This window comes from Agreia sp. Leaf210 (genome assembly GCF_001421485.1).
Lineage (GTDB): Bacteria > Actinomycetota > Actinomycetes > Actinomycetales > Microbacteriaceae > Agreia.
In genome coordinates this window covers 526,567-543,432 of the sequence record NZ_LMKK01000001.1, presented here as the reverse complement: position 1 = coordinate 543,432, position 16,866 = coordinate 526,567, and the positions used below count along the sequence as shown (strand labels likewise).

Sequence of the window (16,866 nt, the reverse complement as noted above, 5' to 3'; positions counted from 1 at the left end):
GCTTCGGCCCGCCGACATATGATGCGCGCAGGGCGGGCTACCGCCGTCGGTTGAAGACCCTCGTCACGAGGAACGCGCGCGCCGAGAGACCGATGCGGGCAGCCAGCCGTACCGGAGCCAGGTACCAGCCGCGGTACTTGCTCGAGAGGAAGAGATAGGCGCTCTCGTGGTGCACGAGTACCATCTTCGCGGAGTGCTCGTCGGTCGAGTGGGCACCCGAGTGCATGACCTTTGCGGATGGCGCGTACCTATTGCGCCAGCCGGCCTTCGCGAGGCGGTAGCCGAGGTCGACGTCTTCGAAGTACATGAAGAATCGATCGTCGAAGCCACCGACGGCGTCGAACGCCTCGCGACGAACGAGAAGGCAGGATCCGGACAGCCAACCGGCGTCGCGTTCTCGAGGAGGCCGTTCGTTGTCGCTGTGATACCGCCGGCTCCAGGGATTCGACGGCCAGATGTTGGCGAAGAGGGCATGTCCGAGTCCCATGCGCAGCGACGGGATGGCGCGGGCGGAGGGGTAGATCTCGCCATCGGTCTCGACCAGCGGTCCGACGGCGCCGATCCGGGCATCCGACTCGCCGATACGCACCAATTCGTCGATGGCACCTGCCTGGATCTCGATATCGGGATTGCTCACGAGTACCCAGGAGATGTTCGCCGACAGGCTCCGCACCGCGGCGTTCATCGCGCCGCCGTAGCCCAGATTGCCGGTCATCGGTAGATACGTCACTCCATAGCGCTCCGCGAGTTCTCGCACGGCTGCCCCAGCCTCAGGACGGTTGTCTGCGACGACCGCCTGCAGCGGCAGGGCGCTTGCCGCGTCGAGGGAGGAGAAGAAGCCGTCGAGTACCCCTTCGGAACCGTAACTGACCGTGACGACGCCCGCCATAGCGGCGCTCATGAACCAGCCCCCGCATCGGCGAAGGCAGCGGAGTACACCGCGGCGCACTCGCTCCAGGTGAAACGAGAGCTGCGGGCGAGGCCCGACTGAGCGAGTTCGGCCCGATGATCAGGATCATCGAGGAGCGCGCGCATCTCTGCGGCGAGCGATTCTGCGTCGGGTTCGGCATAAGCGACCGCGTCGCCACCCACCTCGGGAATGGAGAGGCGTCGGGTCGTCAAAACGGCAGCCCCGCTCGACATCGCCTCGAGGACGGGCAGACCGAACCCTTCGCCCAGGCTCGGATAGACGACGAGTTCGGAGCCTCCAAGGAACGCGGACAGAAGCGCGAGGGGAAGGTAGCCGGCCTCGATGACGGGACGCTGTTCGACAGCCAGCCGCGCGTTGCGATCGAGGGCATCGTTCGCCGCCTCATCCCATCCGCGGGCTCCCGACAGCACGAGTACGGGCGTCGCCGGGTCGGCCTCGCGCAGGCTCGCGTGTGCGGTGATGAGGGCGGGGATGTTCTTGCGCGGCTCGATGGTGCCCAGGAAGGCGATCCACGGCTGTTCTGGCGCGAGACCGATCTCGCTGCGCGCTTCGGCGATGGCGTCGGGCGTCGGCGGCGTGAACACGAGGGGATCAACGCCCAGATAGCCGACATCGATCGTGCTCTGGGCGTGCGGAACATAGCGCTGGACTTCATCGGCCGTGGCCCGGCTGGCGGCGACGAGTCGATCGGCGTGCGCATTGGCCCAGCGGATCCACGAACGGAAGAAGACACCCTTCAGCCTCGAGTGGGCATCTGGTGAGCTGAAGAAAGTTGCATCGTGCAAGGTGACCACGCGCCGAGCGCGTGTGACCAAGGGAAACGTGTAGTGCGGAGAATAGATGACGTCTGCTCTGCGTCGGCGGGCGAGCGCAGGAAGCCCCGTCTGCTCCCAGAGGAAGCGCCCACCGCGTCGCGAGACCATCGCTGGAGCAACGAGGTAGGTGTGTCCCGGAGCGACGTCGTGCAATGCCGGTATGTCTTGTCGCTTGGCGACGACGTCGACGAACTGGCCATTTTCTTCCAGACCAGACAGCAGCCCTGAAATGAAACGGGCCACGCCGCCGTGGCTCGGAGGAATCGATGTGGCGTCAAACAGCACGCGGGGTGAGGTCTTCACGATGTCCCTCCTTCTCGTCTTGATCGAACGGATTCTTCGACAGGTGCAATGACACCACAATCACGGCCAACAGCACGGCGCCGAGCCCGAAGGCGCCTAACGACAAGACGGCTCCGCCAGGCGGCGACCAGGCGGGTTGGGTGATCATCTGCTTCCACGCCGTCGCGCTGCCCACCGTGAACCGATGCAGGGCACTGGCGAACGCATACGACTGCGCGTAGATGAATGCGGCCGCGATCACACCGACGACGCGCGTGCCGCCGACCGAGGTACCCGTATTTTCCACACGGCGCGGAATGGCGCACGCGAGAACCGCAGCGAGCCCGAAGGCCATCATGGTCAGAGTCGGCAGACCGTATCGGCCCTGCCAGATATAACCGCCGGTCGTGATGAAGGCGGCCTGAATGAGCGGCGGAACCAGGAAAAAGCCCAGCGCCAACGCGATGCCGAAGATGGCATACCTCCGACGCAGGAGGTAGACGGCGGCCAGAACGATGGCACCGAGCAGCACGGTCCAGGCGACCACGGTGGTGTCGGGAACGGGGGTGTCCATCCAACCGAAGTTGCCGATCATGTCGTTTCCGTTGGTGACGCTCAGCGTGATCATCTTCATGAAGCCGAAGAGCGGGCTGCTTCCGACGTCGGGAAATACCTCGAAACCGCCGGTCGAGGTCGTTCTCGCGTCGGTGGCGAGGCGGGTGCTGATCGGATTCCATGCAACGGCGGCAACGGCGAGCACAGCGAGCGCTGTGGCGCTCACGATGACGGCTCGCTGACGCAGCAACTGAACGACTCCGCGCCATCCGAGGAGGAGAAGGGGGAGCGCGATGGCCAGGGCGACCCACAGCGGCGACACGGTGCGTGCGCCCATAGCGAGTGCCGCCGTGACGACGAGTATCGTCAGTCGACCCGCGAGCAGCTCTAGGGAGGGGTGCAGCACGATCGACAACATGGCGGCGAAGACGGCGAGGCTGCCCGAGATCTCGAACGCGCTCGGATTGACCACGCCGTTGACGTAGATGACCATGGGGGTCAAAGCGATGAGCAAGCCGACGGCGGGAACGGATCGGCGACGCCACCCGGCGACGAGCAGAAAAGCGCAGGCGAGCATGGCCGACGAGATGATCGCCGAGACGATGCGCACTCCGTAGAGGCCCGCCTCGCCGGTCAAGAGCAAGGTCGGCCAGCCGACGACGGCGTAGTAGACGGGGTTGTTGTAGCCGGCCGACGTCTCGGTCGTGACGGTCTCGGAACCTGAACCCTCGAGGGCCGGCGCGCATCCAGCATCCTGATTGAGGTCGAACCTGTAACAGTCTTGCGTGGCGGTCCAGGCCACCGCGGCGGGAACGTCGACGATGTTGCCGGTATCGCCCTGGGGGCCCACGAGTTCTCCACGGACGACCGACGCGGCCTTGATGAGGTGCGCCGGCTCGTCTGGGCCGGAGCCGAGGGGAGACGCGAATGCCCACGCGATAGACATCAGCGAGAGGGCGATCCAGGCCGTGAAGAAGACGACCCTAGGTGAGAACCTCTTACGCATCCGAGCCGACGACCTCGATGCGCCGCTCGGTCGAACGCAGGCGGAAGACCACGACGGCCAAGACGAGAAGACCGACCACGAAGAGTGCGAGTGACAGCGCGACGCCCCCGGGCGGAATCCATTGAGGATCGGTGATCAGCTGCTTCCACGAGGTGTCACTGCCGATGACGTTTCGGCGCATCGCTTTGAGGAATCCGTAACCCTGACCCGCAATGAAGCCGACGATCACGGCGAAGACCAGACGGCTGAGGGCAGCGGCGGAGAAACGCGAGTTCTCGACAGAGGTACCGACGAGAGCGGCGACACCGAAGATGAGCATGGCGAAGATCGGGAGACCATAACGGCCTTGCCAGATGAAGCCCCCGGTTGTGATGAACGCCGCTTGAATCAAGGCGGGAAGGACGAGGGCGAGGAGAAGCAGAATGACGCCGACGAGAGCGGGGCGACCACGAAGCACGACGAAGCCGGTCAACAGGATGGCGCCGATCAGCATCGTCCAGATCACGATCGTGGTGGCGGGCACCGGAGTATCCATCCACCCGAAGTTGCCGATCATGTCGGCGCCATTGGTGAAGGTGAGGGTGATCATCTTGACGAAACCGAAGAACGGGCTCTGGCCGACGTCGGGGAAGACCGTCGTGATCACCGGTGTCGCTGGAGCTCCCGCCGCCGCGTCCGAGGCGAGTCGCGTGCTGATGGGCGTCCATGCGACGGAGAATGCTGCACCGAGAGCGACGATTGCCGCGGAGATAAGGACGACGCGACGCCGGAGCAGCGCGGCCAGATCGCGTCCCTTCAACAGCAAAAGAGGCAAGATCACAGCGATGGCGATCCAGAGCGGTGAGATGGTGCGCGTGTTCGCCACGAGCACCGCAACAGCGACCAGGATGATGGCGCGCTCGCGAAGCAGACGCTCGTCTGCTTGCGTGACGATAGTCAGCATGGCCACGAATGCGGTGATGGTGCCGGCGATCTCGAATGAGCTGGGATTCACGAGGCCGTTCACGTAGAGCACCATCGGAGTGATCGCTGCGAGCAGGCCGACCGCCGGAATGGTCGGCCGACGCCAAGTGGAGACGAGCATGAAGGCGAGAGCGAGCATGCCCGACGACAGGATGCCGCTGACGATGCGCATGGCGTAGATACCGGTGGAATCGGAGAAGATCAGCGACGGCCACCCGACCAGGGCGTAATACACGGGGTTGTTGTAGCCCGCAGTCGTCGTGCCGAGGACGGTCTTGGCGGGATCGCCCTCGACGGCGGGCGCGCAGTCGGCCGGCACGGCCGGTTCGAAGACGAAACAGGTCTGCGCGTTGGTCCACGACACGTAGTTCGGAACCTTGACCTCATTGCCGTAGGTGCCCTGAGGCCCCACCAGCTCGCCACGAACAACCGAGGCAGCTTTAACGATGTGTGCGGGTTCGTCGGGCCCCGAGCTGATCGGCGATGCGATAGCCCACGCGGCCGCGAGTAGCGACAGGGCTACCCAGGCGACGGCGAAGATCTTCCACCGGCCCGGCTTCACCGTTTTCGCGGATCGACTCACGACTCTTTCCGAATCGACTTCTCTAACTCTTCGATGCGCAGCTGCTGGAGGGCCGCTGTCTCGGCGAGAACCCGCGTCTTCGTTTCGAGGTCGGTGAGCTCGGCGCTGTGCTGGATCGACACGAGAAAGAGAACCGCCATGCTCACGAAGAAGATGAGGTTGGTCGGCACCGCGACGCCGACGAGACTCGCAGCCCAACCGAGGATGTCGGGGAACAGGCCCACGAGAAGCGCGAGGGTTCCCGCTAAGAGCCACCACACGGCGTGGCGTTCGCGCAGCCGTCTCCGACGCAGCATCTCGATGACGACACCGAGGGTGAGCAGGGCCGAGAAGACCCCGAGCAAGTATGTGGCGATGGTCATCGGGTCGACGCCTCCGAGGGCAGGATCACGGGCGGGCGGAGAAGAGCGATGAACAGCGCCATCACCGCGCGACCGAGGTAGATCGCCGCTTTGAACGGGTTGTGCGACGGGCGGCCGCCGGCGCGTGGGCGCATGGCGACGGCCACCTGACTGACGGTGAGAGAGGCCCGTGACGCGATGACGAGAGATTCGACGGTGTCGCCCAGATACTCGGCGGGGTAGTGAGCGGCGAAGAGACGAACAGCGCGGGGCCCGCTTGCACGGAACCCGGATGTGGTGTCGGTGAGTCTGGTTCCCGCGAGACGGCTGAGGATTCCTGACAGCATCAGCATCGCCCAGCGCCGGGGCCCGCGCACCGAGTATTCGCCTTCTCCCGCGAAGCGGGCGCCCAGAACGAGGTCGTGTGTGGCGAGCTGCTCGATGAGAGCGGGCACGCCGACTGGGTCGTGCTGGCCGTCTGAATCGATTTGAATGACGTTTGCGTAGCCATGCTCGAGCGCGTACTTGAATCCCACACGCATCGCTCCGCCGACGCCGAGGTTGAACGGCAAAGAGGCGACGATAGCCCCGGCCTGCGCGGCCTCCGCTGACGTTGCATCGCTCGAGCCGTCGTCGACGACGAGGCAGTGGATGCCGGGAAAAGTACCGAGAACCTCGCGAACGACGTTGCCGACGGCCTCTTCCTCGTTGAATGCAGGCATCACGATGAGTGTGCCGTCGAAGGGGCTGGGCATCCGACCATCATAAGCGCCCGCCATGGCCGGCGAGCGAAGGCGCGATCAGCGGCGAGCGATCCGTTCGACTGAGCTCGGCATGCGACCCTGTCTGCCCCGGATGCCATCGAGCCACCCGGCAACGATAAGGCGGCCGAGGACGACCCGATTCTTCGACAGTGCCAGCACGATGGCGAAGTGCCGCGCATCGAGAAGGGTCTCCTTCAATGCCCATGCGCGGTGCCGAGAGCCGAATGCCCTGTTCATCAGAACCCGGTTACGCGCGATGTAGTAGTAGCGGAACGGCGAGCTTCTCACGAGCGACACATCGTTGCCGCCGAACCGCAAACGACGGCCGAAGATCGTGGGATGGAATCGACCGCCAAGGCTGTGCCCGAGGTGGGTACCAGCCGCGAGTACGGTCTCGAAACCGAGGTCGGAAAGACGCATGAAGTACTCGGTGTCGACAGAGTCGATAAAGAGGCCGGCACGGAACGGGCCGGCGCTCTGCCAGACAGAGCGGGGGATGACCAGACCCGACTGGATAGGCTCCAGCCCCAGAACGACCCCGTTCCGCACTTCCGCGACGCGGGAGGGGAGTCCTTCGACGGAGTGAGGCGCGACCAGGCCGACCTGCACGCCCGCCGCCCTGGCCGAGTCGAACGCGGCAAGTGCGCGTTCGACGTAGTCGCTTTGAAGCGTCGAATCCTGGTCGAGCGTCAGCACGAACTCAGCATCGGGCTCGCTCGCGAACGCCGTCTCGACGCCCGCGTTCAGCGCGGATGCAATGCCCGAGTTCTGCCCGAGCAGGACGATCTGGCACCCGGCCGCAGCGCACGCATCCAGAATCTCTGTCACATCGATCGTGCTGCCGTCGTCGATGATCGTGACAGAGCTCGTCTGCGGCAGCAACGAGGTACACGCGTCGAGCAGCGCGGGCCCCGGATTGAACGCTGAGATCACGGCGACGACACGCGTCGACGGGGTGACTGAATCTGCTCGGGGCACGGCGGCCTCCTTCTCGTCGGACGCCGGAAGAGCTGTGGCGGGCGAATACTATGGTGGCATGATCCGGGCGAGCGTGTGCATGGCCACCTACCGAGGCGCACCGTTCGTGAGGGAGCAGATCGAGTCGATTCTCGAGCAGCTTCACGACGACGATGAGCTCGTGATCGTCGACGACGCATCACCCGATGACACGGTCGCCGTCATCCAGGGCATCGATGATCCGCGCGTTCGATTGCACGCCGAGCCGGTCAACCGCGGATACGTGCGAACGTTCGAGAACGCCATTCGCCGCGCTCGCGGAAAGTACATCATGCTCTCCGATCAAGACGATGTCTGGACTCCCGGGCGACTAGAGCTGATGGTCGCGCATTTGGACACGCACCTTGTCGTTGCCGGAAACTACTCGGTGCTGGGTGAAAACGGCCGGATGCCCGCACGCCGGCCGCTGAGGCCCGGTTACGACAGGAAGTTCGGCTGGAACACTCTGGCGATCCTTGTGGGGTATCGCCCCTACTTCGGATGCGCGATGGGATTCCGACGAGAGCTTGTGCGCGATCTCGTACCGTTCCCCGAGATCTTCATCGAGTCGCACGATCTCTGGCTGGCGATCCTCGGCAATGCGACGCGTTCGATCTCGCACCTGAGCGAGGTGGTCGTCGAGCGGCGCTTGCACGACTACAACGTCACTCCGCTGAAGTGGCGCCCGCTCGGAACGATCCTCACTGCGCGGCTGATGCTCGCGCGTGGCATGTTGATCGCCCGCAGGCGGGTCAGGCTGCGGCCTCCGACCTCGATCGTCTAGCGTCCGCCGAGAACGTGACGCAGTAGTGCACGGCGCCCGACGGAGTCGCCCGAACGGAGCGCTGCCGGCAACTCGGACAACGCGTTGAGTCGTGAGGGGACATGGCGTCGAGCGACCCGCGCGGCCCTGTGCCAGCCCAGCGCGTCACAGCGGTCGGCGGCCTCGTAGAAGACATCCCGTTCTTCGGCGAACTTCGTGCCGTCGACGCCGCCCTGAGACGAGACACTGGCCGCGTGTCGGCGGTAGTCGAATACCGTCTCGTCATCGAGCACAAGGGCTCCGCCCGACAGTACGATCTGCAAGATCAGAGTGAGATCTTGAACGACTCGGCGGTCTTCGCGAAAACCGAACTCTCGTAACCGATCGCTTCGCCAGCAGAGCGACGGGAAGTAGCACCAGTTTCCACGAAGAAGGCTGGCAGCCAGTTGGTCTCCGGCGAGGACTTGCGGCTTCGACCCGCGAGGGCGAAGAAGCGATTTCACCCGATCCGGTAAGGGACTCGAAGGTTCTCCGTTCTCGTCGACAACCGAGACACCGGGTTGGATCAAGTCAGCATCAGGGTGCTGGGACTGCAGTCGCGCGACGCGCGCCACGTAACCCGGCCGCATCACGTCGTCGCATCCCATGATCACGGCGAAGTCGTTCTCGATGAGCGAGACACAACGATTGAAATTGCCGCTCACCCCGAGGTTGTGTTCGTTGCGGAGATAGGTGATGCGGGGATCGTTCAGCCCGCGTGCCCACTCTCCCGCGGAGATATCGGGGTAGACGTCGTCGACGATCACGAGACGCCATTCACCATCGCTCTGGGCCAGTACGCTCTCGACGGCGAGCCGGAACTGGTCGACGCGCCCGTAGAACGGCATCAGAATGTCGAGGGTCATGCCGCTTTCGATTTCAGTCGCGGTGAGGAGTAGCCATCTTCGAGGTGCTGATCGTGGGTCGGGCTGAGAACACTGTGATATCGCAAGAGAAGGTGCACAGCGAACGCGAAGGCCAGCGCTCCGACGGCCCACACGACCACAGGCGTGGCGGCAAGATCCCACCACCACTCGCGTCGGTTATTGAGGTTCCACCCGCCCATGTCGACGCCAGTGAGGTATCGACGCATATTCACGTGCAACGCGATGGCGTTGGCCACGATGATGGCGCCTTCGACGAGGTACACCTGAACGCGGCCGAGCTGAGGTTCGCGATCGCGCAAGTGGAAGAGCGCGACGCCAGCGAACATGACGATGAGCGGAAGTACGTAGCGAGGCTGCACGCCGCTGCCCACGACGGTGCTGCTCTGAACCAGGATGTACACCGGGATAGCCACGAGCGCGCCGGCGATCAGTCCCAGGACGAGGAGTTTGCGCCACGTCGTATGGGCTAGCGCGGCGAAGACGACGACGGCGAACGCTGCGAGACTGACTACCGAGACGCTTCCCGGCATCCGTGTGTCGAACCACCCGAGTGCCCACGAGCCGAAGACACCGGCCCAGAGCAGAGGGAGATCGAGAAGGTTGCTGGTCAGGAGAAAGCCAGTATCCGTGGTCGCAATGGTGGTATCCGTACCCATTCCGGTGGATGCAGCTGCGACCTGGTTGGACGTGAAGTAGAGGGCGATCGAGCCGACGACGATGAGGATCGGGAGGATCGTCAAGCGCCAATAAGCGACGGTTCGATTGGCCGTGAGCGCCACCGCAACGCCGGCTCCGATGACGGCGTAGAGAGCCGAGTCAGCACGCGCCCCTGCGCCGAGCCCGGCCGCGAGGAGCGCCAATACTCCCAGAGCAACGCGCCTCTTTCCTGTGGTCTCGAAGTAGCCAACGAGCGCTATCCAGACCGAGCCGCCAGAGATGATCGCCCACGAACTGGGATTGTTCGAGGCAAGTAAGAACATGCCGAGAGGCACGATCGCGACTACCCATGACCAGACGAGCGTGCTACGACGCCGCCGTGGAAGCAGGGCGTACAAGGCCGTCCACAGGGCGACGAAGATCGCGATGCTGGCGAGTCGCATGACGACCACCGACTGCTCGACATCCTCCGATGCGAACACTCCCATCGCCGCGTAGTAGACGGGAGGATACAAACCGGTCGAGTTCAACCGCTCGGTCGGTACCAGCTTCGCCGCCGCCTCACCGGAGATGGGCTGCTGGCAGGCAGCGCTTTCGGCCGGGGCGAATTTGTAGCATTCGGCTCCGTCGCGCACGAGCTGAGGAACGAGTCGTTCATTGGGCTCGGCGCCGGGTTCGCACAACCCGTCACGGATTCCGAGCCCGCACCAGGTGCTCGCCAGGTGAAAATCGTCATCCGGGCTTGCGCCCACGGGAGAAGCGAGCGCCCAGCTCGCCAGACTGAGGAACATTGCGACGGGGAAGATCACGAAGAGCATGAAACGGGTGCGAGTGACGCTGTCGCGTTTCGGGAGAGTCTTCGTCATCGAGTCAATCTTTTCGCGTGTGGGGCAGGAGTCAATCGTCGACCGTCCAGTGCTTGATGAACGACCGGGGCAAGCGAGAACCCGCGTCGCGCAGTCGACCATCGGCGACATATCCGGGCATCATCGCCAGAGCCTGCAGGAGCCCGAGCGTTGTCGCTCGGACCTGAACTCGGGCATCTTTGTCGCGCCGGTCGCGTGCAAGCCGCCGGAGCGATTTTGCAAGGCTTCCGCCGGTGCGCACGACGGCGGATAGGAGCATGCGGAGGGTGCCGTTGCGGGCCGTGACGAGAATGCGGTTTCGCACGTTGTGTCTAAGAAAGAAAGGGGACCGGATGCCGCTGGACGCGGCGTGACGATGCCAGACCGTGGCGCCTTCTGCATACAGCACTTTCCAGCCGGCTCGGCGAAGGCGCCAGGCCAGATCGGTGTCTTCGTAATACATGAAAAGTCGTTCGTCGAACAGTCCGACCGACTCGAGCGCCGCACGCCGAATAGCCGCGCCACCCCCCGAGAATCCGAAAACCTCTTGGGGGCTCGCCTCGTCGTCGGTGGTGTCGAGCCACGACCGATCCCGGCCGTTTCCAGAGCGGGAGACCTGGTTGCCGGTGCTGTTGATGAGAGCGACGCCCGACCCGGGTGTGGCATTGCGCGCTACCCGCTCCCATCTCGCGCCGGAAGCCGAGACGTAGGCCGTGGGCGAGCCTGGCGCGGGAATGAAGCGTCCGCTGAGAAGGATCCGTGCGGTGACAGCAGCGACCCGTTCGTTGCCGTCTTCTACGAGGGGCGCGACGATCGCCGAGACGAAGCCCGGAGCAGCAACAGCATCGTTGTTGATCAGCACGATGACATCGCCGGTGGAGTTCGCGATGCCGAGGTTCACCCCGCCGGCGAAACCGATGTTCTTCGGGCTGCGAATGATTCGCACATCGGGGTAGAACTGTGCGATCTGACGATCTGAACCATCGGTCGACGCGTTGTCGACGACGACCACCTCGACACAAATGCCGGGCGTCTTCTGCTGAGAGAGCGACTCGATGCACTCGAGCACAAAGGCCCCGCCGTTGAAGTTCACGACAATGACGGTTGCCCGCAATTCGTCGTGCGGCATGGCTTCTCCTCGGTCGATCGGCACATGGTTAGGCTACTAGCTGTTCCGCGGCCACCGATCGGGGTCGAGTACGAGAACACAGTTGAAGGAGTCTCCGGTGAGCCTGTTCTCTCGCGCAATCACGTCGCTGAGGTCGGAAGGCCCGCGCCAGGCGGCCTCGCGGGTCTTCAATCGACTCTCGATCGACCTCAACACGAACAAGCCCGGCGAGTCTCTCGTGCACCCCGACGACGCCGTGGCGGTGGACTGGACCGTTCCGGCCCTGTTCGAGACCGATCCACCTGTTCCGGTCACCAAGAACGTGAAGACCGCGTGGATCATCTCGCCCCCTGGCCGCACGAGCGGGGGACACCAGAACGCGTTCCGGTTCATGGACTTCCTCGAGAAGGCCGGGCACTCCGTGACGGTGTACTTCTACACGACCGAGTCCAAGCCGATCGATCTCGCCGCGATCCGGCTCATGCTCCAGACGACGAGTGCCTACCCCGACCTCCGGGGCGAGCTGCGCATCTACGACCAGGCCACGGGGCTCGATGCCGACACGCAGGCCATCTTCGCGACCGGGTGGGAGACCGCCTATCCGGCCCACCGTCATCCGACGAACGCCCGCCGCTTCTACTTCACGCAGGATTTCGAGCCTGCTTTCTACGCGTCGGGCAGCGACTACGTGCTCGCCGAGAACACCTACCGCTTCGGCTTTCACGGAATCTCCGCGGGTAAATGGCTCTCGAAGAAGCTCACCGACGACTACGGCATGCCCGGCGATCACTACGACTACGCGGTCGACAAGCAGCACTACTCGTTCACCAATACCTCTCGGCGAGGTGAGGTGCTGTTCTATGCCAGGCCTCCGACATCCCGTCGCGCTTTCGAGTTCGGTCGCCTCGTACTCACGGAGCTGCACCGCCTGCGGCCCGAGATCACGATCAACATGGTGGGCTGGGACATTTCGCCCTATTGGGTGCCGTTTCCCTACGTGAACCACACCGCGCTCGACATCTCGCAGCTCAATGAGGTCTACAACCGCTGCGCCGCCGGGCTCATTTTGTCTCTGACAAACATGTCGCTGCTGCCGATGGAGGTCATGTCGAGTGGCGTCGTGCCCGTGGTGAACGATGGGCCGAACACGCGCGAGATCTTCGAGAGTCCCTACATGGACTACCAGCCGCTGTCGCCCGGCGCGATGGCTCGGCGCATGATCGAGATCGTGGATGATGGCCGCCAGGTCGAGCACGCACGGGAGATGGCCGAGTCGGTCGCCCGCATCGACTGGGCAGACCCGGGCGAGATGTTCATCGACGCCTTCGACCGGGCCATGGCCGAGGGGCCAAGTACCATGGCACGGTGAGTTCACTAAAGAAGGTTTGGCAAGTTGTTCGGGAGCAGGGACCGATGGCTCTGCCCGCCAGGGTGGCGCGAAACATCGCGCGCTCGGTCAAACCGATGCCGAACTCCGTTCCCATCCGTCTGCTCGTCAAAACCGATGACGCGAGCGAGGTCGACTGGAGCATTCCGCATCCGGCTGTCGCAAACCCTCGTGCGGTCGGCGATGGCGCCCTGACCGTCGCATGGATCATGTCCCCTCCGGGGGAATCGAGTGGCGGCCACCAGAACATCTTCCGTTTCATGAGCTATCTCGAGGCCGCCGGCCACACGATCAAGATTTACCTGTACAGCTCGATGCACCCCTTCACCATCGCGACCGTGAAGGACATGCTGGCCGCATCTCCCTCGTATCCGAAGCTGAAGGCGACAATCGAGGCTCACACCGGGCAGAGCGTCGGCGATGACGTCGATGCGATCTTCGCAACCGGTTGGGAGACGGCCTACGCGTCGTTCCGCGACCCATCGTCGGCCCGTCGCTTCTATTTCGTGCAGGATTTCGAGCCCTACTTCACGCCCGTCGGTTCAGCCTCAGTGCTGGCCGAGAACACCTATCGCTTCGGGTTCCACGGCATCACGGCCGGTGGCTTCCTTTCTCACAAGTTGTCGACCGAGTACGGTATGGCCGCCTCTCATTACGACTTCGGCGCCGACAAATCGCTGTATCGCATCACGAACGAGGGCCGCCGCAAAGAGATCTTCTTCTACGCACGACCTGTGACCGAAAGGCGCGGCTTCGAGCTCGGCATCCTGGCTCTGGCTCATTTCGCCCGGGAGCGACCGGATTACGTCATCAATCTCGCGGGGTGGGACGTGAGCCCCTACAAGATCCCCTTCCCCTATGTGAATCTTCAAGACCTGCGCATCGACGAGCTCAATGCCGTATACAACAGGTGTGCCGCTGGCCTGGTGATCTCGCTTACCAACATGTCGTTGCTGCCCCTTGAACTGCTCGCCTCGGGGGTCATCCCCGTCGTGAACGACGGCGATAACAATCGTCTTGTCAGCGACAACCCCTTTATCGAGTACGCCGACCCATCGCCCAAAGCTCTCGCCCGACGACTCGTCGAGGTCGTTGATCGCGCCGATCTGCCAGAGCACGCGCGCCTCGCCTCCGAGAGCGTTCAGGGCGCCGATTGGGATGCGGCGGGCGCCACGTTCGTGACGATCTTCGAGGACGCGGTCCGTGGCTAGCTGCCTGGTCATCGGAGCGAACGGCTTTCTCGGTTCGCACCTCGTCGACGAACTGGTCTCGCGCGGGCACGAGGTGACCGCCTTCGATCGGTTCTCGAGCCAGCAGGCCGCCTACTCGGCTCGTGGCGTTCGCCAGATCGCCGGTGACTTCATGAATCAGGCCGACGTCACCGAGGCTGTCGCGGCGCAGCAGTTCGTCTTCCACTTCGTCTCGACGACGACCCCCGTGACCGCCGAGAACGATCCAACCCTCGACGTGAGAACGAATATCGCATCGAGCATCGAGCTCTTCCAGCACTGCGTCAACGCGGGAGTGCAGAAGGTGTTCTTCGCCTCGACCGGCGGAGCGATCTACGGAGACCAGCCCCGGACATCCTTCTCGGAGACCGTTTCGCCACTGCCCGTGTCGCCCTACGCGATCGGCAAACTGGCGATCGAGGGGTACCTTCGCTACTTCGGCAAAAAGTACGGACTCGACTCCGTCTCGTTCCGCATCTCGAACCCCTACGGTCCGCGGCAGCGAGCGAACAAGAAGCAGGGCGTCATCCCCATCTTCCTGTCGCGCATGGCACGAGGCCTGCCGCTCACGGTCTACGGCGACGGCTCGATGGTGCGCGACTATCTCTACGTGCAGGATGCCGTGCGCATGATCGGCGAGACCGTCGGCAGCGCCTCGAGCGAGAGCGTCTACAACATCGGCAGTGGAACAGGCACGAGTGTGAGCGATCTTCTCGACGTGGCGCGCAGGGTCACCGGCATCGAGCCCGACATCGAGGTCAAGCCCGTTCCCTCGACGTTCCTCGATCGGGTCGTGCTCGACACGAACAGATTCACCTCGGAGTTCGGATACGACGAGTTCGTCAGCCTCGAGCGGGGTATCGCTGACACCTGGCAGCACGTGAAAGGCGAATCTCGATGACTGTCACTCAACCCGAGAATGTCGAGCCCGACGTCCTGGTCACTGTTGCGGTTCTCACCTACAACGGAGAGACGTACCTCGAGCAGATCCTGAACGCTGTGGAGAAACAGTCCGTCGATGGCGAGGTCGACATTCTGGTGATCGACTCGGGGTCGACAGACGGAACCCTCGGCATCGTTGCTCGGCACCCCGCGGTTAGGCTCCACCAGATTTCGAACTCCGAATTCGGGCACGGAAAAACGCGTAACCTTGCTGCTCGCCTCGCCCGCGGCGAGTTCATCGCCTATCTCACGCACGACGCCATCCCAGCCTCGGACGGTTGGCTTCGCGAGTTGCTGGCCCCGCTTCGCGACGAGGCCGCAGACATTAAGGCGGTCATGGGCAAGCAGATTCCGCGACCGGGCTGTTTTCCTCTCCTCAAGTACGAGATCGAGGGAGTGTTCGCGGGCTTCGGACCCGATTTCGGAACGACCGTGTTCTCCGACGACGGCACGGCGGAAGAGCAAGGGCTCATCGACGCGTTGTCGTTTTACTCCGACGTCAATTCGGCCACGCGGACTGCGTTTCTTCGAAACGAGATCCCGTACCGCGACGTGCGCTACTCCGAAGACATGATGTTCGGTCAAGACATCATCGAGGCAGGCTACAAGAAGGCCTACGCACCTCGGGGAGCCGTCATTCATTCGAACGACCTCACGCTCGACGAGTACGGCAAGCGCATGTTCGACGAGACGGTGGCGCTTCGCCAGATTGGCAAGCCGATACCGCCCATGCGGCGCCGCGCCCAGTTGCGTATGACCGTGCGAGGAATCCTCGTCGACACGATCCGTATCCTCCGCGATGACTTCTCTGTGTTCGGCAGGCTGCGGTGGCTCCTCGTCAATCCACGGTTCCACATCGCCAAATGGCGCGCCTACCGGGCGGCGACGCGGGTCGACCTCGGCGACGAGGCCGCAATCCGGGCCGGCTCCCTGGAGCACAGCCGTAAGGTCAACTGAGCGGGCTGTCTCGGCGGGCCTTTTAACGAGCGATGATCCTCGAACGGATTCTCGTGCGCACTTCGCCCAGAAGACGGCGCGCGTAGAGCCGCCGCAACCGGGTCAGTATGGTGCGGGCACGCGCATCGAAGGAGTGGTTGCGTTGCAGCGCGCGCACACGCCTCAGACGAGAGCCCATGCTCGGCCATGAGTGATCGATCGAGAGAAGGCCCCTCAGCTCGTCGGCCGAGTCGTACGGCACGACCGCCGAGCCGAAGACGTCCTCGATTCCTTCGACCCTGTCGGAGACGACGACGGCGCCGGAGCCAACGGCATCGAAGAGTCGATTCGAGAGAAAGCCCTCGCGTTTCATGTCTTCCCAGTGGTCGTTGAGCACGACGCGAGCGCTTCGATAGGCGGGGGAGACACGGTCGTTGTCGAGGAACTCGGCGCGGATGTACTCGGAATCGATGAACTGATCCCAGCCGTCGCCGTAGACACCGAGATCGGCGCCGATTTCTATCGAGTCCTTTACGATCGGCCGGAAGATGTTCCGCGACTTGCCCAGGAACAATACGTCCGACCGCAGGGACTCATCCGGTGGCCCCGGGTGGAAGCGCCGCGGGTTCATCGACTGCAGCAGTGGCAGCACCCGAAGGCCCGCCTCGGATGTCTTGCGTCGGGCCCAGGGCTCGCTCGCAGCGAAGACGATGTCGAAACCCGCGCGTAGCTCGTCGTCGTCCACGAGATCCGGGTGGCTGATCACCCAGAGCACGTTGACGGCGCCGGGCACGGCGTGGGTTCGGTGTAGTCCACGCAGGTGGATGACGACATCGT

Annotated in this window: 16 protein-coding genes; 5 read left to right on the top strand and 11 right to left on the bottom strand. The window is 63.8% G+C overall.

What is annotated here, in order from left to right:
• Window positions 1–37: 37 nt before the first annotated feature.
• The 7 genes from ASE64_RS02585 to ASE64_RS02555 are packed head-to-tail and all read right to left on the bottom strand — an operon-like array spanning window position 38 to window position 7,218.
• Window positions 38–901 carry a glycosyltransferase family 2 protein gene (locus ASE64_RS02585; protein ID WP_055775494.1) on the bottom strand — a complete coding sequence of 288 codons (864 nt, stop codon included), beginning with the start codon at window positions 899–901 and terminating at the stop codon, window positions 38–40.
• Window positions 898–2,049, bottom strand: coding sequence for a glycosyltransferase family 4 protein (locus tag ASE64_RS02580; protein WP_055775491.1), 1,152 nt, complete (start codon window positions 2,047–2,049; stop codon window positions 898–900). Before ASE64_RS02580 ends, ASE64_RS02585 begins: the two co-directional genes overlap by 4 nt.
• The gene (locus ASE64_RS02575) at window positions 2,021–3,589 is read right to left on the bottom strand and encodes a DUF2142 domain-containing protein (protein WP_055775487.1); all 1,569 of its coding nucleotides are present in this window, start codon (window positions 3,587–3,589) and stop codon (window positions 2,021–2,023) included. The genes ASE64_RS02580 and ASE64_RS02575 overlap by 29 nt, the downstream gene beginning before the upstream one ends.
• Complete coding sequence (locus tag ASE64_RS02570; protein ID WP_055775484.1) at window positions 3,582–5,135, bottom strand: DUF2142 domain-containing protein; 1,554 nt, start codon at window positions 5,133–5,135, stop codon at window positions 3,582–3,584. Before ASE64_RS02570 ends, ASE64_RS02575 begins: the two co-directional genes overlap by 8 nt.
• Window positions 5,132–5,497 (bottom strand): DUF2304 domain-containing protein, encoded by a 366-nt coding sequence (locus ASE64_RS02565; RefSeq protein ID WP_055775480.1) that lies wholly within the window; start codon window positions 5,495–5,497, stop codon window positions 5,132–5,134. The genes ASE64_RS02570 and ASE64_RS02565 overlap by 4 nt, the downstream gene beginning before the upstream one ends.
• Window positions 5,494–6,231: a glycosyltransferase family 2 protein gene (locus ASE64_RS02560; protein ID WP_055775477.1), complete on the bottom strand. Its 738-nt coding sequence runs from the start codon at window positions 6,229–6,231 to the stop codon at window positions 5,494–5,496. Before ASE64_RS02560 ends, ASE64_RS02565 begins: the two co-directional genes overlap by 4 nt.
• Window positions 6,232–6,276: 45 nt before the next feature.
• The gene (locus ASE64_RS02555) at window positions 6,277–7,218 is read right to left on the bottom strand and encodes a glycosyltransferase (RefSeq protein WP_082465845.1); all 942 of its coding nucleotides are present in this window, start codon (window positions 7,216–7,218) and stop codon (window positions 6,277–6,279) included.
• 58 nt (window positions 7,219–7,276) lie between these two features.
• Between ASE64_RS02555 and ASE64_RS02550 the strand changes: the two genes are divergently transcribed.
• A complete protein-coding gene (locus ASE64_RS02550) occupies window positions 7,277–8,020 on the top strand; it encodes a glycosyltransferase (protein WP_055777320.1) in 744 nt (247 codons plus the stop codon).
• On the opposite strand, the gene ASE64_RS02545 is transcribed toward ASE64_RS02550, so the two are convergent.
• The 3 genes from ASE64_RS02545 to ASE64_RS02535 are packed head-to-tail and all read right to left on the bottom strand — an operon-like array spanning window position 8,017 to window position 11,580.
• A complete protein-coding gene (locus tag ASE64_RS02545) occupies window positions 8,017–8,904 on the bottom strand; it encodes a glycosyltransferase (RefSeq protein WP_055775471.1) in 888 nt (295 codons plus the stop codon). The two genes, ASE64_RS02550 and ASE64_RS02545, sit on opposite strands and share 4 nt — an antisense overlap.
• Window positions 8,901–10,448 carry a DUF2142 domain-containing protein gene (locus ASE64_RS02540; protein ID WP_055775468.1) on the bottom strand — a complete coding sequence of 516 codons (1,548 nt, stop codon included), beginning with the start codon at window positions 10,446–10,448 and terminating at the stop codon, window positions 8,901–8,903. The genes ASE64_RS02545 and ASE64_RS02540 overlap by 4 nt, the downstream gene beginning before the upstream one ends.
• Window positions 10,449–10,479: 31 nt before the next feature.
• Complete coding sequence (locus ASE64_RS02535; protein ID WP_055775465.1) at window positions 10,480–11,580, bottom strand: glycosyltransferase family 2 protein; 1,101 nt, start codon at window positions 11,578–11,580, stop codon at window positions 10,480–10,482.
• Window positions 11,581–11,653: 73 nt separating this feature from the next.
• On the opposite strand from ASE64_RS02535, the gene ASE64_RS02530 reads away from it, so the two are divergent.
• The 4 genes from ASE64_RS02530 to ASE64_RS02515 are packed head-to-tail and all read left to right on the top strand — an operon-like array spanning window position 11,654 to window position 16,050.
• Window positions 11,654–12,904: a rhamnosyltransferase WsaF family glycosyltransferase gene (locus ASE64_RS02530; RefSeq protein ID WP_055775462.1), complete on the top strand. Its 1,251-nt coding sequence runs from the start codon at window positions 11,654–11,656 to the stop codon at window positions 12,902–12,904.
• A gap of 44 nt (window positions 12,905–12,948) precedes the next feature.
• Window positions 12,949–14,133, top strand: coding sequence for a rhamnosyltransferase WsaF family glycosyltransferase (locus ASE64_RS02525; RefSeq protein ID WP_055775459.1), 1,185 nt, complete (start codon window positions 12,949–12,951; stop codon window positions 14,131–14,133).
• Window positions 14,126–15,052, top strand: coding sequence for an NAD-dependent epimerase/dehydratase family protein (locus tag ASE64_RS02520; protein WP_055775456.1), 927 nt, complete (start codon window positions 14,126–14,128; stop codon window positions 15,050–15,052). Before ASE64_RS02525 ends, ASE64_RS02520 begins: the two co-directional genes overlap by 8 nt.
• A complete protein-coding gene (locus ASE64_RS02515) occupies window positions 15,049–16,050 on the top strand; it encodes a glycosyltransferase family 2 protein (protein WP_055775453.1) in 1,002 nt (333 codons plus the stop codon). Before ASE64_RS02520 ends, ASE64_RS02515 begins: the two co-directional genes overlap by 4 nt.
• A 22-nt stretch (window positions 16,051–16,072) precedes the next feature.
• Here ASE64_RS02515 and ASE64_RS02510 read toward each other — a convergent pair whose 3' ends face one another.
• Entirely contained in the window at window positions 16,073–16,822 is a 750-nt protein-coding gene (locus ASE64_RS02510; protein ID WP_055775450.1) for a glycosyltransferase family protein, read from the bottom strand.
• Window positions 16,823–16,866 lie beyond the last annotated feature (44 nt).